At 39.2% G+C, this 25,473-nt stretch carries 23 protein-coding genes and 1 other RNA gene; 9 read left to right on the top strand and 15 right to left on the bottom strand.

Annotated elements, in window-relative coordinates:
* Nucleotides 1-162 precede the first annotated feature (162 nt).
* The 3 genes from dnaQ to nudC all read left to right on the top strand — a co-directional run bounded on the left by dnaQ (nucleotide 163) and on the right by nudC (nucleotide 4,045).
* Entirely contained in the window at nucleotides 163-1,518 is a 1,356-nt protein-coding gene (gene dnaQ / locus ACF8D3_RS02410; RefSeq protein ID WP_392469922.1) for a DNA polymerase III subunit epsilon, read from the top strand.
* A gap of 128 nt (nucleotides 1,519-1,646) precedes the next feature.
* Nucleotides 1,647-3,293, top strand: coding sequence for a hypothetical protein (locus ACF8D3_RS02405; protein ID WP_004880808.1), 1,647 nt, complete (start codon nucleotides 1,647-1,649; stop codon nucleotides 3,291-3,293).
* On the top strand, nucleotides 3,293-4,045 hold the full coding sequence (gene nudC, locus ACF8D3_RS02400; protein ID WP_061397690.1) for an NAD(+) diphosphatase: 753 nt from the start codon (nucleotides 3,293-3,295) through the stop codon (nucleotides 4,043-4,045). Before ACF8D3_RS02405 ends, nudC begins: the two co-directional genes overlap by 1 nt.
* 19 nt (nucleotides 4,046-4,064) lie before the next feature.
* Here nudC and ACF8D3_RS02395 read toward each other — a convergent pair whose 3' ends face one another.
* Genes ACF8D3_RS02395 through ACF8D3_RS02380 form a run of 4 tightly spaced genes read right to left on the bottom strand, consistent with a single transcriptional unit; the run spans nucleotide 4,065 to nucleotide 7,074 of the window.
* On the bottom strand, nucleotides 4,065-4,937 hold the full coding sequence (locus ACF8D3_RS02395; RefSeq protein ID WP_392469920.1) for an alpha/beta hydrolase: 873 nt from the start codon (nucleotides 4,935-4,937) through the stop codon (nucleotides 4,065-4,067).
* A gap of 3 nt (nucleotides 4,938-4,940) precedes the next feature.
* Entirely contained in the window at nucleotides 4,941-5,651 is a 711-nt protein-coding gene (locus tag ACF8D3_RS02390) for a BON domain-containing protein (RefSeq protein WP_004880814.1), read from the bottom strand.
* Between the two features lie 58 nt (nucleotides 5,652-5,709).
* Entirely contained in the window at nucleotides 5,710-6,126 is a 417-nt protein-coding gene (locus ACF8D3_RS02385) for a YraN family protein (protein WP_392469918.1), read from the bottom strand.
* A gap of 6 nt (nucleotides 6,127-6,132) precedes the next feature.
* Nucleotides 6,133-7,074 carry a penicillin-binding protein activator gene (locus ACF8D3_RS02380; protein WP_392469916.1) on the bottom strand — a complete coding sequence of 314 codons (942 nt, stop codon included), beginning with the start codon at nucleotides 7,072-7,074 and terminating at the stop codon, nucleotides 6,133-6,135.
* 16 nt (nucleotides 7,075-7,090) lie between these two features.
* On the opposite strand from ACF8D3_RS02380, the gene rsmI reads away from it, so the two are divergent.
* Nucleotides 7,091-7,933: a 16S rRNA (cytidine(1402)-2'-O)-methyltransferase gene (gene rsmI, locus ACF8D3_RS02375; protein WP_392469914.1), complete on the top strand. Its 843-nt coding sequence runs from the start codon at nucleotides 7,091-7,093 to the stop codon at nucleotides 7,931-7,933.
* Nucleotides 7,934-8,340: 407 nt separating this feature from the next.
* Here the strand turns inward: rsmI and ACF8D3_RS02370 are convergent, their stop codons facing one another.
* A complete protein-coding gene (locus ACF8D3_RS02370) occupies nucleotides 8,341-8,982 on the bottom strand; it encodes a cation transporter (RefSeq protein WP_023012433.1) in 642 nt (213 codons plus the stop codon).
* Nucleotides 8,983-9,043: 61 nt separating this feature from the next.
* Between ACF8D3_RS02370 and ACF8D3_RS02365 the strand changes: the two genes are divergently transcribed.
* Nucleotides 9,044-9,493 carry a MerR family transcriptional regulator gene (locus ACF8D3_RS02365; RefSeq protein ID WP_061518863.1) on the top strand — a complete coding sequence of 150 codons (450 nt, stop codon included), beginning with the start codon at nucleotides 9,044-9,046 and terminating at the stop codon, nucleotides 9,491-9,493.
* A 32-nt stretch (nucleotides 9,494-9,525) separates the two neighbouring features.
* Here the strand turns inward: ACF8D3_RS02365 and ACF8D3_RS02360 are convergent, their stop codons facing one another.
* The 5 genes from ACF8D3_RS02360 to ACF8D3_RS02340 all read right to left on the bottom strand — a co-directional run bounded on the left by ACF8D3_RS02360 (nucleotide 9,526) and on the right by ACF8D3_RS02340 (nucleotide 14,593).
* Entirely contained in the window at nucleotides 9,526-9,774 is a 249-nt protein-coding gene (locus ACF8D3_RS02360; RefSeq protein WP_004880831.1) for a hypothetical protein, read from the bottom strand.
* A gap of 173 nt (nucleotides 9,775-9,947) precedes the next feature.
* Nucleotides 9,948-11,180 carry an FAD-dependent monooxygenase gene (locus ACF8D3_RS02355; protein ID WP_392469913.1) on the bottom strand — a complete coding sequence of 411 codons (1,233 nt, stop codon included), beginning with the start codon at nucleotides 11,178-11,180 and terminating at the stop codon, nucleotides 9,948-9,950.
* On the bottom strand, nucleotides 11,177-12,388 hold the full coding sequence (ubiH, locus tag ACF8D3_RS02350; RefSeq protein WP_392469911.1) for a 2-octaprenyl-6-methoxyphenyl hydroxylase: 1,212 nt from the start codon (nucleotides 12,386-12,388) through the stop codon (nucleotides 11,177-11,179). Before ubiH ends, ACF8D3_RS02355 begins: the two co-directional genes overlap by 4 nt.
* A gap of 186 nt (nucleotides 12,389-12,574) precedes the next feature.
* Nucleotides 12,575-13,894: a Xaa-Pro aminopeptidase gene (gene pepP / locus ACF8D3_RS02345; protein WP_392469910.1), complete on the bottom strand. Its 1,320-nt coding sequence runs from the start codon at nucleotides 13,892-13,894 to the stop codon at nucleotides 12,575-12,577.
* Nucleotides 13,895-13,957: 63 nt separating this feature from the next.
* Entirely contained in the window at nucleotides 13,958-14,593 is a 636-nt protein-coding gene (locus ACF8D3_RS02340) for a UPF0149 family protein (protein ID WP_392469908.1), read from the bottom strand.
* A gap of 66 nt (nucleotides 14,594-14,659) precedes the next feature.
* Here ACF8D3_RS02340 and ACF8D3_RS02335 point away from each other — a divergent pair, with 66 nt between their 5' ends.
* The 3 genes from ACF8D3_RS02335 (at nucleotide 14,660) to ssrS (ending at nucleotide 15,776) form a co-directional block, all read left to right on the top strand.
* Entirely contained in the window at nucleotides 14,660-15,214 is a 555-nt protein-coding gene (locus ACF8D3_RS02335) for a hypothetical protein (RefSeq protein WP_007483593.1), read from the top strand.
* Between the two features lie 2 nt (nucleotides 15,215-15,216).
* Nucleotides 15,217-15,504 (top strand): cell division protein ZapA, encoded by a 288-nt coding sequence (locus ACF8D3_RS02330; protein WP_007483594.1) that lies wholly within the window; start codon nucleotides 15,217-15,219, stop codon nucleotides 15,502-15,504.
* A gap of 90 nt (nucleotides 15,505-15,594) precedes the next feature.
* Nucleotides 15,595-15,776, top strand: a non-coding RNA gene (gene ssrS / locus ACF8D3_RS02325) — 6S RNA.
* 258 nt (nucleotides 15,777-16,034) lie between these two features.
* Here ssrS and ACF8D3_RS02320 read toward each other — a convergent pair.
* Nucleotides 16,035-17,273 (bottom strand): putative solute-binding protein, encoded by a 1,239-nt coding sequence (locus tag ACF8D3_RS02320; protein WP_136458709.1) that lies wholly within the window; start codon nucleotides 17,271-17,273, stop codon nucleotides 16,035-16,037.
* Nucleotides 17,274-17,433: 160 nt separating this feature from the next.
* The gene (locus ACF8D3_RS02315) at nucleotides 17,434-20,151 is read right to left on the bottom strand and encodes a heavy metal translocating P-type ATPase (protein ID WP_392469905.1); all 2,718 of its coding nucleotides are present in this window, start codon (nucleotides 20,149-20,151) and stop codon (nucleotides 17,434-17,436) included.
* Between the two features lie 97 nt (nucleotides 20,152-20,248).
* On the opposite strand from ACF8D3_RS02315, the gene ACF8D3_RS02310 reads away from it, so the two are divergent.
* The gene (locus tag ACF8D3_RS02310) at nucleotides 20,249-20,647 is read left to right on the top strand and encodes a MerR family transcriptional regulator (RefSeq protein WP_007483597.1); all 399 of its coding nucleotides are present in this window, start codon (nucleotides 20,249-20,251) and stop codon (nucleotides 20,645-20,647) included.
* A 40-nt stretch (nucleotides 20,648-20,687) separates the two neighbouring features.
* Here ACF8D3_RS02310 and ACF8D3_RS02305 read toward each other — a convergent pair whose 3' ends face one another.
* The 3 genes from ACF8D3_RS02305 to ACF8D3_RS02295 all read right to left on the bottom strand — a co-directional run.
* Nucleotides 20,688-20,888, bottom strand: a complete 201-nt coding sequence (locus tag ACF8D3_RS02305; RefSeq protein ID WP_392469903.1) for a hypothetical protein — start codon at nucleotides 20,886-20,888, stop codon at nucleotides 20,688-20,690.
* A gap of 327 nt (nucleotides 20,889-21,215) precedes the next feature.
* Complete coding sequence (locus ACF8D3_RS02300) at nucleotides 21,216-22,004, bottom strand: OmpA family protein (protein WP_392469901.1); 789 nt, start codon at nucleotides 22,002-22,004, stop codon at nucleotides 21,216-21,218.
* A 60-nt stretch (nucleotides 22,005-22,064) separates the two neighbouring features.
* Nucleotides 22,065-25,473 (bottom strand): YadA-like family protein (locus tag ACF8D3_RS02295; RefSeq protein WP_392469899.1); only part of this gene is annotated, 3,409 nt, incomplete at its 5' end.

Genomic DNA, 25,473 nt, shown 5'->3' with positions numbered 1-25,473 from the left:
TATGAGTTTTGTAACGCTCAGAAACCGAATTTAGCTTTACAATACAAGTTGTCATAAGGGAGTGCTACACTTTCTAAACGAGTACACTCAAATAAAACTTTGCTTTTATTCGATCGCCCTTATTCTTGTAACACAGTTCAAATTCATTTTTTAGGTTCATTTATGTCTCAAACAATCACACTTTATGTTGATGGCGCATGTAAAGGCAATCCCGGATTAGGTGGTTGGGGTGCGTATATCATTACCGAACAAGGTGAACATAAAATTTGTGGTGGTGAAGCTGAGACAACCAACAATCGTATGGAACTCACTGCGGCAATCGAGGGTGTTTCATTTTGTCCAACAGATGCTCATCTGATTATTTGGACTGACTCCAACTATGTGAAACAAGGGATTACTGAATGGATTCATGGTTGGAAAAAGAAAAACTGGAAAGATGTTAAAAACCCAGACTTATGGCAAAAACTAGATGCAGTTTGTGCCAATCGAAATATTGAATGGAATTGGATCAAAGGTCACGCTGGTCATGCGGGCAATGAAATGGCTGACCAACTGGCAAATCAGGGTGCTGAACAAACGGCTCAACAAATGAAAATGACAACACAGGCTAACGCTGATACAAAAAAGCCTGAATCAGACTGGTTACTTAATGATCCTTTTGGTCTGGATATAGGAACTGAGTCTGAAGAAATCGAGGAGGAGCCAGAGGAAATTATTGCTGAAGAATCCAGTGATGATGTCTCAGACGTAATTACTGAAAATGCAATACCAGTGAGCAACTCGCATCCTCATGTAGTGATAACCGAAGCAAAACTTAATCTGCAGGGTCCTCGCCAACTAATTCTAGATACCGAAACGACAGGTTTTTATTATCAAGATAGTGATCGAATCATTGAAGTTGGCGCGATTGAAATGATCAATCGCAAACTAACAGGTAGCTCGATCCATATCTATATCAACCCAGAAAAACCTGTTGGCGATTCTGTCGATGTCCACGGTATTACGGATGAGTTTCTAGTTGATAAACCCAAATATGCTGAAATCGCAGATACACTTTTCGCATATTTAAAAGGCGCTGAAATCATTGCACACAATGCAACCTTCGATATGAACTTCTTAGACATGGAGTTTAAACGTGTAGGTCTGCCTTTACTTTCAGATGTATGTGACGTTACTGATACCCTAGCCCTTGCAAAAAACAAACACCCCGGACAGAAAAACTCATTAGATGCGCTGGTGCGTCGTTATGAAATTCCTGCACGAGATCGTACTTTTCACGGTGCGTTACTCGATGCTGAAATTTTGGCAGATGTTTACCTTGCAATGACAGGTGGGCAGGTTTCTTTTGATATGGACGCACTGTCTGAATCAGAGGAAGGTCAAAACAAAACCTCACGCCAAAGAATCGAAGTCGATTTACCAGTGATTTATCCGAATGATGATGAAATCAACCAACATGAGACGTGGGTCAAACAATTCGAAGAAAAACATGGAAAGCCTTGCTTTTTTGCAAAATAAATTTCCCAATCCATGTGTTTTTTTGTATCTCAAGTTTTAAAACTTACGTTATATTAACTATTAAAGATTTAAGCCTCCTCTAATTAGGAGGCTCATGGATATAACAACTCAGGAAAGGTGTAGGTCACATGTCTTACCAAACCTCGATTCACTTCGACCCCACGGCATTACTAATAATAAAAAATGAGATCGACAACTCGATTAAATTAGTAGAGACAGCAGTTAATACGCTTGCCGAAGAACAAGCCCTCCCTTTTGGTATTGATGATGCACTCAATCAATTCGAGCAATGTACACAAGTTCTTGCATTGATTGATATGCCACATCTCTCGCAAATTACCCAATACTCAGCTGAGCTCATGAGAAAAATCATGGCTCAACCAGAGCAAATCAATACTGGTGATGTTGTTGCTTTAAGTGAAGGCACAACAATGTTAAAGCGGTACATTGAGTTTATTTGTCTTCGTGAAGTTAAAGTTCCACAATTCTTACTCGATACGCTGAACCGCTTAGAAAAAGCTTTGGGCAAACCAATTACGCAAGAAGGTCAAAGCATCCAACCACTACTGGACTGCATCACCCCGAACTTCAATCTGCCTCAAGCTCCAAGCCTTGAGCAATCACAATACATTCACCAACTCTATAAACTATGTTTGAACAAGTTGATCAAACAAGCTGAATCACCTTTAGATTTACAAGGTATTAAACTAGTTGCAGTGTACATGGCAGGTCTGGCGGCTGATTTACCTAGCCAACAATATTGGCAACTTGTCAGCGTTGGTCTAGGTCATATTGAAGATTTATTAATTACTGAAGCACGTCTGCGCACTTTAATTAAAATTGAAACTAATATTGGGCAATTCTTGGCTCAGCCTACGGCATTCCAAAGTAACCTTGTTGATCTTGCAGACATTCTAAGTATTTGTATTAGTCAAGAAGATGATTTATCACAACATATTCGTGAACAATTGAATATCGGTGATGAACTATTGAGCGATACGCAACTACAAGTTTTGAGTCGCCATCTATATGGTCCTGATTACGAAACTATTCATACAATTAGCCAGCTAATGACCAATGAAATGGCTCAAATTCGTAATGAAATTGAATACAATCACCAAAACATGTCAGCTGAGAAAACACAGGAATTACAAGAAAAGCTCAAACAGCTTTCAAACGTATTCAAAGTACTCAACCTGAATGAAGCGGCGAATGAACTCACTCAACAAGCAGAAAAGTTAAGTCAGCCAAATACGCTTACTGATGCAACCTCTGTTCAACAATTGATGAATAGTATTCTGGCTTCAATGAACTCTATTGGTATTTTAGAGCGCAATTACACCTCTAGCCGTTTACAGCTACGTGTAAATAATATGCAGATTTCTCTAGATCGACTAGATGAAGCACATAAAGCACTATTAACTGAAACGAAGACGCTGATTGAAACATTAACCCAAACTCTCAGTTTATACGTTCAAGATCCAGCAGCGCATAGCTTAGAAGCACTGCCAGAATATTTTAATCAATTGGCTGGTGCTGCGTTATTCTTAGGTAGTTCTGCCCAACAGACTGCATTATTAGGTGCTGCACATTTTGCTCAATACCGTCTTTCACAAAATGAAGGATTCGATGCTGAACAAATCAATTGTATGCTAAATGTTGTTGCTGGCTTAGATTTACTCGTTGATAACTTGAAGAACAAGCAACCAGTATTGCAATCTATGTTTGATGTGGCATTATCAAACAGTCAACAATTACAAAGCGTAGCGGCATAATGACTCAACTATCACTTGCTTATATTTTTCAACATCAAAAACTGTTAGTAGACGAAAAATTTCAACTACCACAAGTCGAAAAAATAGCAAGTGACCTTCCTATACATCATAGCGATCAAGTGATTGCTCGTGATTTGCTAGAAGATGAAATCATTCCTGATGGGTATCAACTCGTACCCATCCGCGAACTGATTCAAACATGGTCAAATACAGAATTTTTACAAGCGAGCCGAGCAATTCAATTGCTTGAATGGCGTCGCAATCATAAATTCTGTAGCCATTGTGGTCATGCTACTGAAATCCACCCGCGTGAATATGCCATGATCTGCCCTGCTTGTGCATATCATCAATATCCGCGTGTACAGCCTTGTATTATTACGATCATTACCAAAGGCGATGATGAAATCTTGCTGGCCAAGTCTGCACACAACAAAAGCAATATGTACGGCTTAATTGCTGGATTTGTAGAAGTAGGTGAAACTTTAGAAGAAGCTGTACAACGCGAGGCTTTCGAAGAGGTTGGATTAAAACTCAAAAATGTTCGCTATCTATCAAGCCAACCTTGGCCTTTTCCAAGCAATTTAATGATCGCCTTTCATGCTGAATATGAATCTGGAGATATTGAATTGCAACTTGAAGAAATTAGCGATGCACAATTCTTTAAATTTGATCAACTACCAGAAATTCCATTCAAAGGCAGTATCGCACATGCCATGATTACGCAAATGGTAGAAAATAAAAAAGCATCTTAAATAAGATGCTTTTTTTAATTTAATCTTCTAATGCTTCTTCTAAAAAATGCACAATAGTGCGCTTCGTTTTAAAGTAGTGACTTACAAAACTCGCTAGGGTTGCAACAATGGTAATATGTCCTGTTTTTGGAATCACCATAATATGACTATGGTTGCCCTTTTCTCTTAATGCTTTATCAAGATCAAAACTATTGTGATTCCCCACCAACTGATCATTTTCAGCCATTAATAAATAATGCTTGATCTTATTCGGATTTACAAAATAATATGGCATCACTTGCTGATAAGGAATGTGTTGATCAAATGCATGTTCAGACAGTGGATCATCTTTATAATCAAAGTGATAAGGCCCAGCTAAGCCAACGATTGCCTTAATATTATCTGTATATTTAAATGGCTGAGATTGTGCTGAATACACAACCGACATGACATTAAAAGCACCTGCCGAGTGCCCCATCAAGATAATATTCTCAGTCGAAATATTAAGCTTTTTCTGATTTTGATTTAAATAATGTATCGCTTGGGATAAATCATCAATGAATGCAGGAAAAATATTTTCTGGTGCAAGTTGATAATTAATGACGGCAACATCAAAGCCTTCGCGAGCGAATGACTCCCCAATAAACAAATAGTCTCTTTTATTGCCATGTTGCCATGAACCACCATGTACAAAAATAATCAGTGGTCTTTGCTTCTTCGGGTTCTTAGTACGATAAAGATCAAGACGATTTCTTGCTTTTAATCCATATGCAAGATGCTCTTCCTTTTCATAAGTATCTTTGGGTGTCAGATAATTGATTGAATAACTTGCTAAATCATACAGGCGAAATTCCTGATAGAAATTTTTCGCCCGTATAACATTTTCTTGTACTTGTTGAATAAGTTGCTTCATAAATTAAGGTGTGGTCGGAGTAATAGTCGCAGGTTCAGCCTGATCAGGATCAATCGCAACTGGAGTCTCAACTAAAGGTTGTGTCGATGCAGTTCCCACCATAGGTGTTGCAGCTGTCGAACTCGCCATAGTTCCAGAAGACTGATCAATGTTATCAATCAGTGTAACAATTTTACTCACATTACCAACTTTTTGTAAGACATCATCTAAATCTCTTATTTCAGCAGTATTTAGACGACCCATCACATAAAGCACGCCATTTTCAGTATGAACAAGCACTTTACTATCAGAAACAACGGGTGCTTTCATCAACAAACCACGTGTATTCGCAGTCACTGTTGCATCTTGCATAATCGTGTTATAGCCAACTTTGTCGCCAACTGTAATGTAGTTATGGACTGCTTTGACATCACTCATCGCACGAACATTATCTTCAGCCAACTGTTTTAAGTACGGATCAGGCACCTGACCTGTCAGCAACACATTGCTATGAAAACTTTCGATATTGATTCGAGATTGTTTAAAACGATGATCTAATTTATACAAATTAATGTTTGCAGTACGCTTAATCGAAGAGTCAATAAAAACCTGCCCTAGACTACGCTCTCCGCTGTTGGTTCCCACAGGAGAAGTCCCTGTACCACCTGAAATAAAACTCGCACATCCCGATAAACTTGCAGCGCAAAGTAACGTAATCGTTAAACGTTTCAACACTTGGCAAGACTCCCTATCTACAAACTTGTTCAATCTTGGGCATTTATCTTAAAAAAGTTCAGATATTGACTTCATCTAAAGTAAACGCATGTTCAATCCATTGCTGATCATACTTCAATTTTGAAAAGTCTGGTTGTACTGTTTTTGCAATTTTCTGTGGAAAATCAAAACAAATCACATCAAAACGACAATCAAAATCATAATAATCAGGGTTTTCTTGTAAAAAGAGTTGTGCTGTTTTTATGATTTTACGTCTCTGAGAAGACGTTATCACCTCGCATGCCGCTGCATAACTTCCTGCTGACCTTGCCTTTACCTCAACAAAGATCAGCTCATTTTTTCGTTTTACAATTAAGTCAATTTCACCATATCGGGAATGATAATTTCGGCTTATATATTCACATTGATGTGTTTGTAAAAAAGTCAGGGCGCATTGTTCCGCCCATTGCCCTAGCTCGTTTTTCTTTTTCTGCATGAGGTTTTAACTTAGTTTGAGAGTCTGAATACCATTTTTCTGCTGTTGATAACATGCTGGCTGACGGCGTATTTTACCATCGTTGATTTCAATTAGTCCCGTGCGACCTGAAAATGAAAAATGCTCATCATCTGAATGATTAAGGAATTGCTCCGTAATCGTCCACGCATCTCCTCCAAATGCCAGGAGGCGCTGAAATGCCATATTTTCTGGTTGCTCTTTATATGCTTCGATCAAATCGGCCCATTGCCCATTGTACAAAGCTGGTGTATCGCAAAAACTCAGACCTAACGGGATTGACCGTCCTTGTTCAATGCTAATCGGGGTCGCGTAAATATTTCGCTCGGGTAATTGCCCTAACTGTTCTATCCAATTGTGATTGCCTAATAGCAGCAAACCTTCTTTTCTAGATAATTTTTTAGATTGTTCATTGATAAACTCAATACCATCACCGAACTCTGTCATCAATGCCATCATAAAAAGTTCAGTTGCAGACTCTAAACCAGACTGACGTAAAACATATAATTTCTTAATTTTATCTTTCTTCAGCAATCGATTGAGCGTAGCCGCATCATCCTGTTTGGCTAAACTAAATTGCCAAATATGATTAGCTTCTTTGTTAACATCATTGAGCGCCAAAACAGGAACTTTAGGACTCAATTCCATCATTTGTTCAATATGCGGTCTAGCCAATGGTCCAACAATTAATTTTGTCTTATTGTTTGTTTTTTTCTTGATAATGCTATCCATACTATTAGTTGTGGAATCAACAAAAATCAGCTTTTCTTTGCTACCAGATGCTGTATAAGCGCTCAAGAAACCACGTTTGATGCTGTCACCAGCTCGCGCCATTGCACCAGATTCGGGTAGAATCACCAAGACGTCCGCATAAGCTGGACTGATAGATGCTGCCAAACACAGTAGCAACCAATATTTTTTCAAGTACATTATGGAGTTACCTTATATGAGTGCTCAATTATTTGTTGTAGCAACCCCGATTGGGCACTTAGATGACATGACCTTTCGTGCAATTGATATTTTAAAGTCGGTTTCGGTAGTTGCCGCAGAAGACACTCGTCAGTCTGCTCAATTATTTAAGCACTATAATATCTCAACTCCGTTAACAGCGTGTCATGATCACAACGAAAGTAACAAAATTGATCAACTTCTCCAAAAAATGCTAAATGGTGAAAATGTTGCATTAATTAGTGATGCAGGTACACCGCTAATCAGCGACCCCGGTTTTAAGTTAGTTCGCGCAGCACAACAACATGGGATTCGAGTTATTCCTGTACCGGGTGCATGTGCAGCAATTGCTGCTTTAAGTGCAGTAGGTTTACCAAGTGATCGTTTTAGCTTTGAAGGCTTTTTACCATCTAAAGCATCTCAACGTATTGGCCAACTTGAAAAATTAAAAGATGAAACTCAAACGTTGATTTTCTACGAAGCACCGCATCGTATCTTGGCTTGTATTCAAGATATGGTTCGAGTTTTTGGTGAAAACCGTCCTGTTGGTTTTGCTCGTGAAATCACAAAGACCTTTGAAACCATCAAAAAAATGACACTAAAAGAGTTAGTAACTTTTATTGAAAATGATCACAATCAAGAAAAAGGTGAAATTGTAGTTGTGGTTGGTGGTGCATCTGCTGAAAAAGACTTGGAGCAAGATAAGCTGGATGAATTGTTAAAGCGCTTATTACAAGATTTATCAGTAAAAGCCGCGTCGCAATTGGCTGCTGATTTGACTGGTATTAAAAAGAAAGTGGCATATCAGCGTGCTTTGGAATTAACGCAAAACGATAATTAAAACACCATAACAGACTTAAAATCGCAATAGAGCTTCCGTCAACCTTAGGCACTCACGAAGGTAGAGAACTTGAGTTACTACTTTCGTGTGAAAAGCCTATTGCCCTTTTTTATGAGGAAGTCCAGATGAGTTCTTATCCCATTTAACTTCAGGCAATTTAAAAAAATTACTAAGACTTTTCCTGTACAGCATGTTAATCAAACTATAACGCTTTGTTTAATTTATAAGAATGCTCCAAAATCTCATCTTAATGAATTGCTATCGATACTAGAGCATTCTTTACGACAAAAAGGTTTTCAACCCACTATTGAACGTAGAATCGGTCAGTTACTAGGTTATAGAGAAATTGATATTGAATACTACCTGAATCATATCACACGGAGACCCCAGTAATTTTTTCAACGTTGCTAAGCTTTTGACATAAGCTTACTTTGATCAATTTTTCTTTCAGCCCTCGCCTGTTTAATCACGCTCAAACCAGAAGAAACACCCAAATAAGCAATAATAAAAGCAACCAATAAATCAGGGAACATTGTTCCAGTACCAAACACTCCAACGGCAGCAATAATGACTGCAATATTCGCAATCGCATCATTACGACTGCATAGCCACACCGAACGCATGTTTGAATCACCATCACGGAAAGCATAAAGCAACAATGCCACGCTGACATTTACAATCAATGCAAGAACTCCAATAGCTCCCATCAACATCGGTTCAGGTGTTAAACCTAACCACCATGACCAGATCACTTTTGCAATCACAAACACACCAAATGCGGTCATGGTAATTCCTTTTAACAAAGCTGCTGTTGCTCTCCAATACAGCGTCATCGACAAGACAGCCAAGGAAATAGCATAGTTGGCCGCATCCCCAGCAAAATCAAGAGCATCTGCCCATAAGGATACTGACCGTGCATGAGATCCCCCGATCATTTCCACAAAGAACATTGCTGCATTAAGAACCAAAGCAATCCACAATGCCTTTCTAAATTTTGGACTAATCTTTTGTGTTGGTGCAGTCGTTGTATTGCATCCACATCCCGCCATGACTTTTCTCACATTATCTTTTATAGTCATTAAAAACCCTTGAGTAACTCCAGAGTCAAGTATGATTAATTTTACAATTGGGCAACTCGCTAAAAAATCAGGCGTTTCTGTTGATACCATTCGATATTATGAAAAAATTGGATTATTAGAAAAGGCAAAGCGAACAGAAGGAAATTATCGATATTATTCGGAACAAATGCTGTCAGAGCTATTGTTTCTAAAGCATTGTCGTGAATTGGGCATTACTTTACAGGATATTCAAAAGCTCAAAGATTTAGCGAAAAACCCGAGTCAAACCTGTATTGAAGTCGATCATCTTATTGATCAATATCTCAAAGACGTTGCTCAAAAAATTAAAAATCTTCAACATCTACAGCAAGACCTAACTCATCTTAAACAGCAATGTTCTCAACACAGAACGATTGAGCAATGTGGCATTCTCAAAGAATTACATCAACCACATGAATGTGAACATGAATCACATCAGCAAAAAAAAGCACCACAATCGTGATGCTTTTTTGATGTCTTTATTCGACATTCGACTTAATCTTGATGTTCATCTGGTGGCACTTCGGTAATGCGTCCACCGCGCGCAAGAAATGCAGCCACTTCATCTTCTAAAGCTTGACGTTGTTTTTGCTTTGCAGTCACGGTTAATGTCTCAGCTTCAGCAAGATCAGCGTCATTCGCACTAGACTCTTCATTATCTGCACCACTTTCGGCTGCTTTCGCCTCTTCATCGTCTACAGCAGAATCTTCTGTATTTTCGTCGTAATCATTCATTTCCGTCATATTACTCTCCCCACAATGACTAAATTCTCATCATCGCTATTTGGTCATCAGAACTTGGTGAAATTTAGCAAGCTCTTCTCATTTCGCAAAGCATAATGTTTGTTAAATCGTATTTTTTACGACCAAATTCACTCTGATTTATAAATGATTGTTTAAAAAATATCTACTATTTTTTAGCAAGCGTAACGTGTCTGCTTCAATGCACCTAAGCCATTCGCCTGTTGCATAAAACGATCCTTAAACCAATCGAACTGTTCAACCTGTTTTAAACCAAAATTTCTTGCCCATACAAATGGAAATAATTCCGAGCTTTCCAACCAACCAATCGCCGACATGCTGTGCATCATCGCATCATTTTGCCCCTTACGCTGATGCTCATAACGCAACAAAGTTTGCTCGTTAGCCCATACACCTCGTTTTAAATCGTGCAGTAATACATCACATAACACAGCAGCATCGAGACAACCTATATTCACACCCTGTCCAGCTAAAGGATGAATCACATGTGCAGCATCACCAATCAATGCTAAACCTGATTTAATATAGCGTTGCGCCGCACGTGCTTTGAGTGGGAACTGCGCTCTAGAGCGAACATCGACAACTTCACCTAACATTTGTAAGCTTTCCTGAGTAAGCAATCGCATAAAATCGTAATCAGTTAGTGCTGAATACTCATCAGCATAATCATCAGGTAAAGTCCAGACAATCGACTGCCAATAACCATTTTCCTGTGCATCTAGACTCGCCATTGGTAAATACGCCAATGGGCCTGTAGGAAGGAAAATTTGACGAGCGACATATTGATTGGGTTGCGCCGTTTTAATCGCACAACTGATCGCAGCTTGTTTATAGTTCAACACATCTAGATCAATATAAGCCTGCTCACGTACAAATGAGTTTGCGCCATCCGCACCGATCAATAACTTGGTTTTAAGAATTGTGCCATCAGCAAGTTGAATCGACCAACCTTGTGGAATTTGCTCAATACGAATGACTTTGACTTGGGTGCGATAGTCTTTAAGTTGTTGCAGCATTTTTTGCTGAATCGCTACATTCAAGACACTTGGCTCGACCATTGAACCTAGAGCCTGATCTGATTGAGGTTGCTGTTCAGAGACATGACCAAAATTGATTTCACCATAACCATTTTTGTTCCAGACTTGCATACCTGAATAGGGCATTTGGCGGGCTAAATCATTCCAGACATCAACTGTTTTCAATAAATGAATGGTCGCCTGACTCAGTGCCAATACACGCGGATTCATCACAGCTAAAGTTTTCTCTTGATCTAACACAGGTGCAGCATCCAATACTGTCGCTTGAACGCCACCCTGAGCAAGCAGTAATGCCGTTAGACCACCGACCAAGCCACCACCAACGATCACAACGTCTAACATTTCACTCATGCTTTTAGTCCCATCGCATAGTTGGCAACCAAAGGCTTAATTCCAGGGATCACATCAAATGCAATCAACCCAGTATTTCGTAATAATTTTAGAATTGGATTCTGATTACTAAAACCACGTACCACAGAATCACAGAACTTAATCACACGTTGTTGATCAGTTAAACGTGCTTGTTCATAAGCGAGTAAATTATCTGGGTTGCCAATATCATCTGATTTCGCCAATTGCTCCATCAAATAACGCACCAATACATCTGCATCACGTAAGCATAAATTGAAGCCTTGCCCCGCAACTGGGTGAATGGTATGTGCAGCATTACCCATCAGTACCACACGTCCAACCGCCTGCTTATCTGCTAACACTTGCGACAATGGATAGCTAAAACGTTTGCCTGTTTTTTCAAACTTTCCTGCACGATCACCATAGGTTTCCTGTAAAGCATCAAGGAAATGTTGATCATTTTCTTCACCTAACCACTCGGCTTCAGTGCCTTTTTTCACAGGCCACACCACTGAACGGCGGTATTCACCGGGTAACGGCAACAGTGCTAACGGCCCCAACGCACTAAAGCGCTCAAAACCGACTTGTTGATGTGGCTTAGAAGTTTGAACCGTGGTCACGATGGCGACTTGGTCATAATCATGTTCATCTACACCGACACCAATCGCTTGGCGACAGAATGAATCACGACCATCGGCAGCAATGACCAATTTAGACTTTAGGGAGTGAATATATTCACCATTACGCATGGCTTCAATGTGTACAGCATCATCATCTTGTGTCAATGAAGTGACTTGAACACCATCAATCAACTCAATCAGCGATTGTTGGCGAACCTGAGTAAGTAAAACACGCCCCAACCAAGCATTTTCAATTACTTGCCCAAAGCTTTCGACTTTTTCTTGTTCTGCAACTAAACGTGCCTTTCCAAAGCTGCCTTGCTCGGTGATATGCACTTGTAGAATTGGTGTTGCATGTTGTTGTAAAGCTTCCCATAAGCCTAATTTTTGGTAAATCTGTACACTACGGCGTGACAATGCGGTGTTACGCGCATCAAAACTGGAATGGTAAGGTGCAACATTTTCGTCATCATAATTTGGATATTTCACAGCTTCTAATAGCTTCACGGCGATATTAGCTTTTGCCAACATTAAAGCAAGGCTGAGTCCAACCATACCTCCACCGACAATGATGACTTGTTGCTGCATAATATTATTCCTTATCAGTTTTTCATGACTTGATGTTTCGGGACCTATCATCTTACTCTAACTCAAATCAGTAAGGGAATTTGTACTTTGTTTGGTCTATGTTTTTAAAATATATTCAAAAGTTGTCTGCATTATCAAACTAAATAAAAAGGCCTATCTATTGATAAGCCTTTTCTCAATCTTACTTTAATTACTCGCCATCAAACTTTCAATCTCTTCAACGGTTTTCACCACATTTTTGGTTAGAACCAATGGTCCATTTTCCGTAACAACAATATCGTCTTCGATACGAATCCCAATACCGCGCCATTTCGCATCTACTGTTTCATCATCAGGTGCAACATATAAACCGGGTTCAACCGTAACCACCATACCGGCTTCATAAGCACGCCAGTCTTCGCCAGTTTTATACGCGCCAACATCATGCACGTCCATACCAAGCCAATGTCCTGTACCATGCATAAAGAATTGACGGAATGCTTCACTTTCCACCAGCTCATCCACATCACCGCTCAATAAACCAAGATCAACTAAACCTTGAGTTAATATCTTTACTGCAACTTCATGTGGATATTTATAATGATTGCCTATACGGGTTGCATCAATTGCTGCAATTTGTGCATCTAAAACAATATTATAAAGTGCCTTCTGTTCAGGGCTGAACTTACCATTGACTGGGAATGTACGGGTAATATCTGACGCATAGAACTCATATTCACAAGCCGCATCAATCAAAACTAAATCGCCATTTTTTAACGGCTTGTTATTTTCAACATAGTGCAAAATACAGGCATTTTCACCACCACCTACAATGCTATTATAAGCAGGTACACAACCATTTTTACCAAAGATATAATTCAGTTCTGCTTCAAGCGCATATTCCATTATCTCTGGTTTTACGCTTTGCATTGCACGGGTATGCGCTTCAGCACTGATATTCGATGCAATCTGCATCAACTCAATTTCTTGTGCCGATTTTTTCAAACGCATCTCGTCAACAATACGATCCAATTGAACCACTTCTGCTGGCGCTGCACCACCACGGCGCTGTTGTGCATCCGCCTTTTGAATCCATTGGCTTACTCGCGCATCAAACTCTGAAGTTTGTCCGATACGATAATAAAGGCGTTGTTTGTTTAATAGCTTGTCGATAATTTCTTCATCAAGCAAATCAATCGCATAAGCTTCATCAGCATCATAAATATCAATCGCACCATCAATCCCAGCACGATAGCCATTCCAGATTTCCATTTCACGGTTACGTTCACGGCAGAATAAGCTATAGCTATAATCTTCACCTTCTTCAAAGGTTTCAATGATCGCAACCGCTTCTGGCTCTGCAAATCCAGTTAGATAATAAAAACTACTGTCCGCTCGATATTTATAATCAGCATCACGATTACGATACATTTCTGCTCGCGTCGCAATAATAGCGATACTGTTATTTCCTATTTTCTGTGCGAGAAGATCACGGCGTTGTTTGAAATCGGCTTGACTTAGTTTCATATTATCCTACAGCTAGAAAGTCCCTCTTTTATAAAGAGGGATTTAGGGAGATTTAAAACCGTCTTAACTCGGACGATGTGGGGTAAACATTTCTACAACCGTTTGCGGATCTGCTGCTTGATTGTCTTGATTTCTGCTTTTTGCATGGAAATTTTTCAACAAAGAACTTTCACTTACAGGAATCTTGGTACGGCCAATTGACAAGCTCACAGGAATTAAACGAACAAACTCATACAATTCCTGATAGCTTTCTTCACCTTCTTCATCATTATCCGAGTCTTCAAACTCAACTGCTGCAACATCTTGTAAATGTTCAATCAGCTCTTGTTCTTCTCCACGAATATGACCAGAAGCCAAACCGAAACCAAGCACAACGCCTGCACACCAATCAGCTAATGCTTGAACACGATCTACAAGTAAATGGCTATCATCTGGAAGCATTGGCAAATAATCAAGTTCATCATCTGACAGAGCATGTGCCACGTCTTCAGCTTCGTCAGTTAAACTTTCGAGTGCTTCTGGTTGTAAAACAGGCACATTTAAGGTGTTTAAGATTTGTGACCATTCATCAGAGGTCGGTGCTTGTGTCACACAAACTATACCTGTTAGTAAACCATGTAACTCACTTGGACTTGAAATTTCTTCAATCCCATCAAAATGGGCATTCCATTCCGTCCAACCTGAAATATCGTCTTGCATTCGTTTATCCAATCTCTATACTGCTGTATATATTACCTTTGATTGCAACTCTGTGCGACCTTCGTTATGTTAGAACAATTACAGCGTCTACAAGCGCATATTGGTGTTTTAAAAACGCGCTTACACCATTTTGAGCGAGAAAATACATCGCTCACTGAGGCTAAACAATTAGCTGAAACTGATCATCATGCACAAATCGTGCAAAAAAATAGCATCATCACGCAAAAGCAGGAAGAAGTTGATAACTTAACTGAACAACTGACTCAGTTACAAGATCAATTTAAACAACTGAATACTGATGCGACAACTTTAGCTGAACGTTACAGCCGTTTAGAAAAAAGTACCACTGATCTTAAAAACCGCTTCCAAGAAATATTGGCTGAGCGTAATGATTTACGTGTTAATAAAGAAAAATTACAAGCACAACAGAGACACAGTCAGCAAGAAATCCAAGACTTACAGCAGGATCGTGATCGATTATTGCAAAAGAATGAATTGGCAAAATCTAAAGTTGAAGCCATCATTCAACGTCTTGCCATTTTAGGCACCGCTCAAGATCAACACGCACAAGAAATTCAGCAACTTGCTCACCCGAATGCTGAAACACAAGAGGAGATTTGATCATGAGTGAAGCGATCGTTGTTGAGCTACGTTTAATAGAACAAACTTTTCGTCTCAATACAACTGAAGACAAGCGTGAAGAGTTAGAGCGTGCTGCAGAATTACTAAATCAGAAATTTCATGATATGCGTCGTAATGCACCGCGTGTTGAACACAACAAACTTGTGATCATGGTTGCTCTACAAATGGCTCAAGAAGTGTTCAGTTTGAATAAGTCTTTGCAAGAATATGCACACTGCGAACACCTACTCCAAACGATTTTGGAAGATGTTGAACAAACTGTTGAGTAAAATTGCACAAAGCCCCATCAATTAGTAAGTATCTTTACAGATATGTGGCCTGCAAACATTGCCATCGTGTAAAGATCAGTTATACTAAAACTGTCTCTAGGGTGTTCGCCAGTACGTCTAGTCCCCTGCCGATACTTAAATTTATGGATGTGTTCTGTATATTTTGAGTGTATGCCTACCTTGAGTAGGAAACCCGTTAAATATGCGTCACCTCCACCTTGAACTCATCGGGTTCAGGGTAACGACCATGCAGCGGCATCTCTGGAGCAATTTATTTTCTATAATATTTAAAATAAAACGAATAACTTAGAATTACTTCCTTTTTAAATTAATACTTATCATCAAGTTAAAAAGATATCTTATTCATTTTCTACCGCTAAATATAACATTAGCAAAGCTATCTAGCTAAAGTTGTCATATTAATTCGCTATAATTTTATTAGTTTTTTTAAATAAATTTTAAATAAAATAAAAAGACAGAATGATTATTTTTCTAAACAATCATCCCATCTTTATAAGCATTTATATCACTCACTCATCTTTTAAAGCACACTCATAATTCGTAGGATCTTGCGAACAACGAATCTGTTTAAGTAGCTTCATCATATCTGGATCATAATAACCTTCTTTGGTCATTTGAATGCGTGCCTCGCGCATTAAGCGCACATAACCCGGCTTATCGCTTTCATTTAAGGTCATCCAATATTTATCAGGGATGCGACCTTCAAGCTTATCTACAAAGTTAAATGCTGGTGTTAATTGTTTTGAAATGATTTCACGGGCGATTGATCCCATCCCAGCAGGAAACTTATTACGATGCATAATTAAGGTTCCAGTGACCTGAATGACTGGAAACTTAATAATTCCACCAACAACTTTACCTGATTTGTCCGTCATACCCCGATGCAATTCCATTGGTTCAAATAGAATTGCTGGTGCAGCCATGATATCAACTTCTTTATTATTGAATTTTGGCCCGACAGTTAATAAGTCGACTGCAACTGGCTGCGCCCCAACATTTTGAACCAGTTTCTTTTGAGTTTCATCGAATTGTAAAACCGCAATCTTCTTGCCTGCTGCCTTTGCCAGTGTATTGATATTACGATCTCCCACCATAATATACGCACCACCTAATGGCACTACGCCAACAACCTCAAAATCTTTATTAACCATTTTGTCATCAAACTTTGGGTTGGCTAAAGTTTGAATCACAGCAGTTAATTGTTTATATGTCTGCACCGCACCAATTGCATCGATACTACCAACAAACTTATTAAACTGTTTCGCTCTTAAATTACTGATACCTGCGCCATCACAACGTTTGCTACGGAAGTCTTCAGTTAACACACTTTCATTGGTATAAACTTTTAAAGTCACCAAAGTAGACGCTGTTTTTTTGAGCTTTGGATAATCAAAACTTAAATTCATTTGAAGATTAGATGGACGTGTCACATTCATATTCACGCCATACTGCTTTGCAATTCGCACAATACGAGGAATCTCTGTTAAATAGCTAGTCGCCTGCTCAAATGCCTCACCATGTTCGCCACTTGGGGAATACACACATAATGTCACTTGCTTGGGAATTTGATCCCAAACCTTCGGATCATTAAGCAGTTTTTTGATTTTATTCTGCGAATAGGTAGAAAGGGTTAAATCTAATTTTTCTGCGGGTGCTGCATGACCAACATTCATTACCATTAAACTTGATGCAATCACACAAGAAGTCACTAAAGGTTTAATCAACCTTGTAAATTTATTATTTTTCATTTGCCATTCCATCCTTAGCTATTTCCCAATAGTTTTTATTCACGTTAAGGATAAAGCATAAAAATAGAATTGACTGGTTTCATTTTGATGATGTCAATTGAGTCAAAAATAAACGTGGCTCTACTCTCAATTTATGAGAATAGAGCTAAAACAAAAAGGATTATGATTTATTCAATCGCAACGCATTAACTACCACAGATAGCGAACTTAATGACATTGCAACAGCTGCGAACATTGGCGTAAGTAATAAACCAGTGAGTGGATAGAACAAACCTGCCGCAACTGGCACACCTAATCCATTATAAACAAATGAGAACGCAAGGTTCTGCTTCATGTTTTTCACACCAAGTTTTGCCATATGTAAAGCGTGCGCTACGCCTTGTATGTCCCCTTTCACCAACGTCACTTGTGCAGTTTGTTTGGCAATATCTGTTCCTGTGCCCATTGCAATGCCGACATTGGCTTGAGCAAGTGCGGGTGCATCATTGATACCATCTCCTGCCATTGCAACCACTTTACCTTGTGACTGTGCTTGCTTCACAATTTCAAGCTTCTGCTTCGGATCACAATTGCCGAATACCTGTTGAATACCTAGTGCAGCTGCAACCATCTGTGCATTTTTTTCATGGTCACCTGTCGCCATGATCACGTCGATCCCATCGGCATGAAGTTGATCAATAACGGCTTTGGCATTTTCCTTAATCGCATCATGAATCGAAACATAAGCAATTAATTCTTGCTCAGACATTAGGAAACTAATGACATCTCCTTGAGATCGTTTTTGGTCTAGCTCTTGCATCAACGTTTCGCTACTAAACGTTAAACCGAGCTGTTCAACTAATTTTTGGCTACCTATATAAAGCGCCTTACCTTCTATCGTGCCTTTTACACCAAAGCCAGTAACATCTTCAAAATCAGAAACATTCAACAATTGATCTGAATCAACAAGTTTAGTGAGCGTCTGGGCAATAGGATGAGTCGAATATTGCTCGATTGATGCAATCCACAACTCGATCTGACTTTGGCTATACACATTTGATAACGGTTGAATCTCTTTTAAGCTCGGCTTACCCTCAGTCAATGTTCCTGTTTTATCAATGATTAAGGTATTCACCTTGCTCAAAGATTCAATTGCTTCTGCATCTTTAAATAGTACCCCTTTCTGTGCGGCACGCCCCGTTGTCGCCATCACAGACATTGGTGTTGCCAAGCCCAAAGCACACGGACAGGCAATAATCAGTACAGCAACAGCACACATCAATGCCAAATCAAATTGGGCTTTACCAAAAACCATCCAAGCGATAAAAGTCAACACACTAATACTTAATACAGCAATCACAAAATACTTCGCCACAACATCGGCAATACGCTGTAAAGGCGCTTTGGAGCGTTGCGCATCAGCTACCGTCTGAATCATTTTGGCGAGTGTTGTATTGGTACCAACTGCCGTAGTTTTAATACGAATCGAACCTTGTTGATTAATCGTACCGCCAATCACTTGATCGTCCTTTTCCTTTTTTACTGGAACAGGTTCACCTGTCATCATCGATTCATCAACATAGGTTTTGCCATCAACCACAAGACCATCCAATGGAATCTGCTCCCCAGAAGAAATCTGTAAAATATCGCCTTGTTTAATCATGGCAATATCGACTTCTTTGACTTGATCATTTTGAACAAGTTTGGCTTTGGCTGGTTGTAAGCGTAACAATGCTTTTAACGAGTTTGCAGTTTGTGAACGCGCTTTAAGCTCTAGAATTTGCCCGAGTAAACTCAATGAAACGATCATACAGGCTGCTTCATAATAAACAGCGACACCATGTCCAGTTTTAGCTTCAACTGGAATGAGTGATGGGAAAATCGTTGCAACCACACTATAAATAAATGCAGCGAGTACACCGACACCAATCAAACTCCACATATTGAGATGTCCAGTTTTATAAGACACCCAGCAGCGCTGTAAAATTGGATAACCTGCCCATAACACTACAGGCAAACTTAAAATCAATTCGATCCACGGTTGAATATGCGGAGAAATAAAAGCATGAATATGCGAACCCATTGCCAAGATCATCACCAACAAACTCAGTGGCAATGTCGTCCAAAAACGCTTACTAAAATCAACTAATTCAGGATTCGGCCCATCATCTAAAGTAGGTTGCATTGGCTCAAGCGCCATACCACAAATTGGGCACGTACCAGGTCCCTTCTGCACAATTTCAGGGTCCATTGGACAGGTATAATCCATATCCATTGCACCTTCAGGTACAGGACGCTGATCAGGTGGAATAAGATAGAACTCAGGATCATTGTTGAATTTATCCAAACAAGATGGATTACAGAAATAATAAGTTTTATCCTGATACGTTGTTTTTAGATCAGTCGTGGTTTTAACTGACATCCCACAAACAGGATCAATCTCTGTATCTCCATCAGCAACTTGATGTATATGCCCGCCACCACAACAGCTAGATTTTTTTACTTCAGGTTGCGCTATTTGTGGCTTTTTTTCACCTCCGCAACATGAACTTTTCTTTTCCTCATTTGGCTTCGGTTCACAACAAGAAGATTTTTCCACAGATGCAACAACAGGCTGTTCTTTTGACGTTCCGCAACAACTTGATTGTTTTTGTGGCTTCTCCTTAGCACAGCAAGAAGATGACGTTTTGTCTGTTTGATTTGCTTTTAAATAAGCATCAGGCTGTGCACTAAATTTCTGTTGACAACCTGCTGAGCAAAATAGATATCGAATATCTTGGTAGTCAAAATAATACGCTGATGTTTCAGCAACTTGCATACCACATACTAGATCAATAAATTCATACACAATCGCTGCCTTATTGCCAGAGCAGCATGATGACGTTTTTTGATGTTCCACGACAACACCTATCTTTTCTTTTTGGATAGGTTTAGCATAAAGTCTGTACCTAGGTACAGAGTCAAGTATTATTTTGGCAATCGATGAGGCACAAAAAATGAATCTTACTATTGGGAAATTGGCAAAATCCTGCAATATCAATGTTGAGACCATTCGTTATTATCAGCGGATTGGCTTAATGCGGATTCCTGAAAGCACCCAAAGTTATCGTTATTATCATCAACAAGATTTGGAAACATTAAGCTTTATTCAAAAAGCCAAAGATGCTGGATTGCAACTGAATGAAATTAAGGAGCTATTAACCTTAAATTTAGAAGATCGAGTGGAAGTACGTCATGTCATCGAACAGCGATTAAATAAAATTGATGAACGTATTCAAGAGTTACAAGGACTCAAACTACGTCTTTCAACATGGTTAGATGAGTGCAAAACCACTGAAAATGAATGTTGCCCGATTCTGATGGATTTAAAGCAGCAAGCAAGTACGAGCACCTAAGTTTTTTGAATTGAGGTGCTCTTGATATAACAATACATATTTAAATAAAAGACCAAACTATATTTTCATCTTGGCGTTTTAAAAGAAAGCTCGTCTGCTGATCATCCTCTACAACAATATGATGATTTGAAAAAATCTTTACTTTGAGCAAAGTATTATTTTCATAAACCAAATCGTTTTTCCCCTCTTTAGTTAAGACAAGCATTTGATCCAATACAACTAAGTTTTTTGAGTCCAACATATCTTTCCCCTTGAAAGCCTCTATAAAAATGAAGCATCGTTAATCAGCTTTTGGAGTCGAGAGAAATGATTCATTCACTCTACTGATGAGATACTTTCTTTAATTATTGAAATACATGAAATTGACATCGAAACATGCTATTTCATAAATAGCGGATTTTAGTTTAATTTTTAATCAAAAACATCATTATTGTCCAACAGTTCACATATTTTTGAAATTAGCCGACAAAATGCAATTAAATTTAAAATGTTGTTCTCAAAAGAAAACCGCATGAGATTTAGATATAAAAAAGGCTACCTCACGGTAGCCTTTTTCAAGACAAGTAAATTACCAACTGACATTCACACGACGATTTGGAGCTAAACAACCAACAAGACGGTTATTAGCTTTGTTACCCGCACATTGTTGGTATAAATCAGTTTGGCTATTGGCTTGGATCTGAATGCGATTGACATCAATGCCTTCATTTACCAAAAGCTTTGCTACTGTATTCGCTCGCTGTGCTGAAAGTTGATGGTTGTATGAAAATTTACCCAATGGATCAGCAAAACCTGCAACTGTAATCGGACCTGTTGAATTACTTTGCTTAATTCGCTCAGCAATTGCTGCCACAGAACTTGAACCTTGTTCGATTGCATTTACATTTGAACGATCAAATGCAAAGAACACGCTTCCTGATCTTGCTCCAGCTAAATTCGCATCACTTGGTACTTGATTGTTTGAACCCCACGCCATTAAGCCCTCACAAGCTTCTCCTCTCCAAGATAAGAGCTTGGATAGGTTTTTCTTGTCAAAGTCTACGCGCAACTGGCAACGTAAATAATCTTGGCTATTTGGTTGGCGAATATCTAACACATAGTTCCACGTTTTTACAAAAAATACCCCTTCGCTAAATTGAGGATTGCCCAAAATATATCGAATTTGGTCTTTAGTTAAACCTGTATCTAAGCGTGCAACATTGTCATATTCATAACGCTGTACTTGTTTAAGGTAACTTTTTTCAACCGTAGGAAATTTAATTTCCTCTTGCTGAACAACCACTTCATCATCTGCAATTGCAGTGATTGCTATCGTAGAAACCATCCCAAATACTAATGCTTTTATCATATTTTTCATTTTTTACTCTCTTAATCTGTTGGAAGCTAGGAGAGTCAAATGACTCTCCTCGACAATGAATTAGTCGATTACGCCGCTGATACCGATACGTACACTTGGGTCACCTTGTGATGCTGCTGCAACACCACCTGTGATTGACCAACGTCCATTGTCTGCAGTTTTACGTAAGGTCACACCCACTGCATTTTCACCACCATGATAAGAAGCGCCTGCTGCATAAGTATATTTACCAGCTACAAACGGTGCTGCTTCTAAAGCCATTGCCGCCGCAATACCCGCATTCGCACGTTTTTCTACATCATCAATACGTTGGTTTGTTGAGTAGAAAGCTTGCTCTAGACGGTTACTTACATTGTCAATTTTGGTATTCAATGCTTGATCTGCTTTGTTTAAAGCATCTACTGCACCGCCAACATTGTTGTAATCTTTACCACCTACGTTATATGTAGGATTAGTAAAGCTTTGCGTAATGTTGTCATACCCAGCTCCACCACCAAGATACTCAGCAATTTTTTGGTTCGTTGTATTCAACTGTGAACCATTTACAGCATCTTTAGAATCAGCTTTTATAGCACCATCTTTAACGCCAGTTACAACACGATCACCATCGTTACCTGCAACATTTACTGTAGTACCACCAGTATCTTTACCAACTGTGATTTCACCATTTGGTGTTTGTTGTTGAACAAGACCAGACTTACCACTGTTGATATTGTCGATATTGGTTTGGATGTTAGAAATCTCACTTGTGTTTTGGTTCACTTGTTGTTGAACATTCCACAACTGACCGCCATTCACAGCATCTTTAGAGCCTTGAGCAACTTCACCATCTTTTACATTACTGATGGTTGTGCCATTAGCACCACCTAATGTGATTTTGTCTTTATTTACGTCATCGTATTTAACCGCATTATTCGCAAGCTCATTAACATTGTTATTTACATTGCTAATTGCTGTGTCTAATTGACCTTTATTCACAGCATCTGTAGCGCTTGTACCTGCTGCAACATTGGTAATTTGTTTATTACCTGCATTGATTCCTTGTGTTGTTACACTCGGACCGCCTGCAATCACTAAACCAGTGTTGTTTAATACAACAGCATTATTACCAATGTTAATGCCTGAATTGTTCAGAACAGTATCACCTGCTGTAATAGAATCGACTGTTAAGTCCTTAGCAGTTGAAACTTCATAGTTATCTGAACCATCCGCATTTTTCGTCTTATTCACAACAATGTTTTCACCATTTGACACTGTTGTTTTAGACGTGGTTGCAGCATTGCCAATTGCTTGATCAAGTGCTGTTAATGCATCACCAACGTTAGTTTGAGTACCTTGAGCCACATTATAAGTTGGGCCTGTGATCGTACCATCAGCATTTACCTTCCCATTACCACCAAGGCTGTCTACAAGTGCAGTTTGTGTTTCAACCACTTGATTACCGACAGCTTTCAATTGAGCAACGTTAACTGCATCTGCATCGGCTGTACCAGCCGCAACGCCAGTAATTTGACGGTAGATACCATTTGCAGCATCACCAACTGCGACTGCACCAGTTGTAGATGTAGTGTTGCTAATTGCAGTTTTGTCAGCTGTAGTTGCTGCTGATAATGCATAACCTGCAACACCAGCACCTGTAGTCGCTGCCGAACCCGTACCTAAAACAACTGAACCAGCAACTGTTTGAGTTACATTGTTTCCAAGTACAAAGGTATCGTCTGTCAATACTTGGTTGTTGTTACCCACAGAGTAACTGTTGCTGCCATCAACAATCGTTGGGTCACCAATTGCTCCTGAATGATCGCCATTCACTTTGTTACCAGTACCGATGCTGATAGATTGAGTACCTAATGCTTCTGCACCGTTACCAATCGCAATTGACTGAGCGCCAGCAACTTTCGTGTTGTGACCTAGTGCAACAGAACTATCTGCACCCGCTTCAACGATCGCGTTGACACCAATTGCAGTTGAGTTCAATCCACCTGCACTTGAGTCATTTGTCGTACCTAAATCACCTTTAGAAGTGTCTGCATTGGTATGGAAGAATTTCACACCTTCTGTATTCATCTTCTGAACAGTCTGAGCAATCGTCAAACGATCGGTCGTTTCTTGACCTTGCTTATCATAAGTAAGGAACAATGAGTCCTGATTTTTATTGTCTGGTTGAGTATTTACAACCTGATCAATAATGTTGACTTTATTACCATTACCATCAACAACCTCTGTAATGTTGTTGCTGATCACTTGTTGTAATTGCTCTTCAGTCGCTGCACGACCTTGAGTTGCGAAGTCAGCAGCCGTTAAGTCTTTATTACTTAAGCCTTTGACAGTATTTGTCGTACTATCGATTGCAACATTTCCAACCGCTAATTGACCAGTTGTTACGCTATCCAAAGTCAGGTCTTTACTTAAAGCAAATGCAACATTATTACCTGTCTTAGTTGCTGTTAAATTGCTATCTGTTGGATCAGCTACACCGATATCAACAGTATCACCCGCTTTGATTGCGTCTGCATTCGTACCATTGGTTTGTAAGTTGAAACCACCTTTCAATGTTGTGATTTCATTACCTTGGTTCTCTACAGTCGTATTCAAGGTACTGATGTCTGATGCATTCTTAGTAATGTTTGTCGCATTTGTCGCGATATCAGAAGTGTTCTTATCTACATTCTGATTTGTTGCAAATAATTGACTTCCATTTACCGCATCAGTAGAAGTTGATGAAACATCACCTGCTTTAACATTTGTCAATGTCGTACCAGTTGAACCAGCTAAAGTCACTTTATCTTTCGCTGTTGCATCATCGTATTTAACTGCGGCATTGTCAGTCGTTGTTTGTTGTGCCGCTAAAGCATCTAACTGACCTTTATTTACAGCATCTTTAACGTCTGTACCTGCTTCAATACCACTGATCTTGTTTGTTGATTTATCAATGATTACATTTCCAACAGTCACTTTATCTGTCGTAATGCCTGCATTATTCATCACAGTGTTGCCAGTCGTTACGCTATCTAAAGTCAAGTCTTTACTTAAAGCAAATGCAATATTATTACCTGTCTTGGTTGCTGTTAAGTTGCTATCTGTTGAATCAGCTACACCGATGTCAACAGTATCACCTGCTTTAATTGCGCCTGCATTCGTACCATTTGTTTGTAAGTTGAAACCACCTTTAAGTGTTGTGATTTCATTACCTTGGTTCGTTACAGTCGTATTCAAGGTATTAATGTCTGATGCATTCTTAGTAATGTTTGTCGCATTTGTCGCGATATCAGAAGTGTTCTTATCTACATTCTGATTCGTTGCAAATAATTGACTTCCATTTACCGCATCAGCAGAAGTTGCTGAAACATCGCCTGCTTTAACATTTGTCAATGTCGTACCAGTTGCACCAGCTAAAGTCACTTTGTCTTTCGCTGTTGCATCATCGTATTTAACTGCGGCATTGTCTGTCGCTGCCAAGTCAGATGCT

The organism is Acinetobacter sp. YQ_14 (assembly GCF_043102985.1).
Lineage (GTDB): Bacteria > Pseudomonadota > Gammaproteobacteria > Pseudomonadales > Moraxellaceae > Acinetobacter > Acinetobacter venetianus.
The sequence above is the reverse complement of the archived record's forward strand: the minus strand, read 5'-3'. Positions and strand labels throughout refer to the sequence as shown.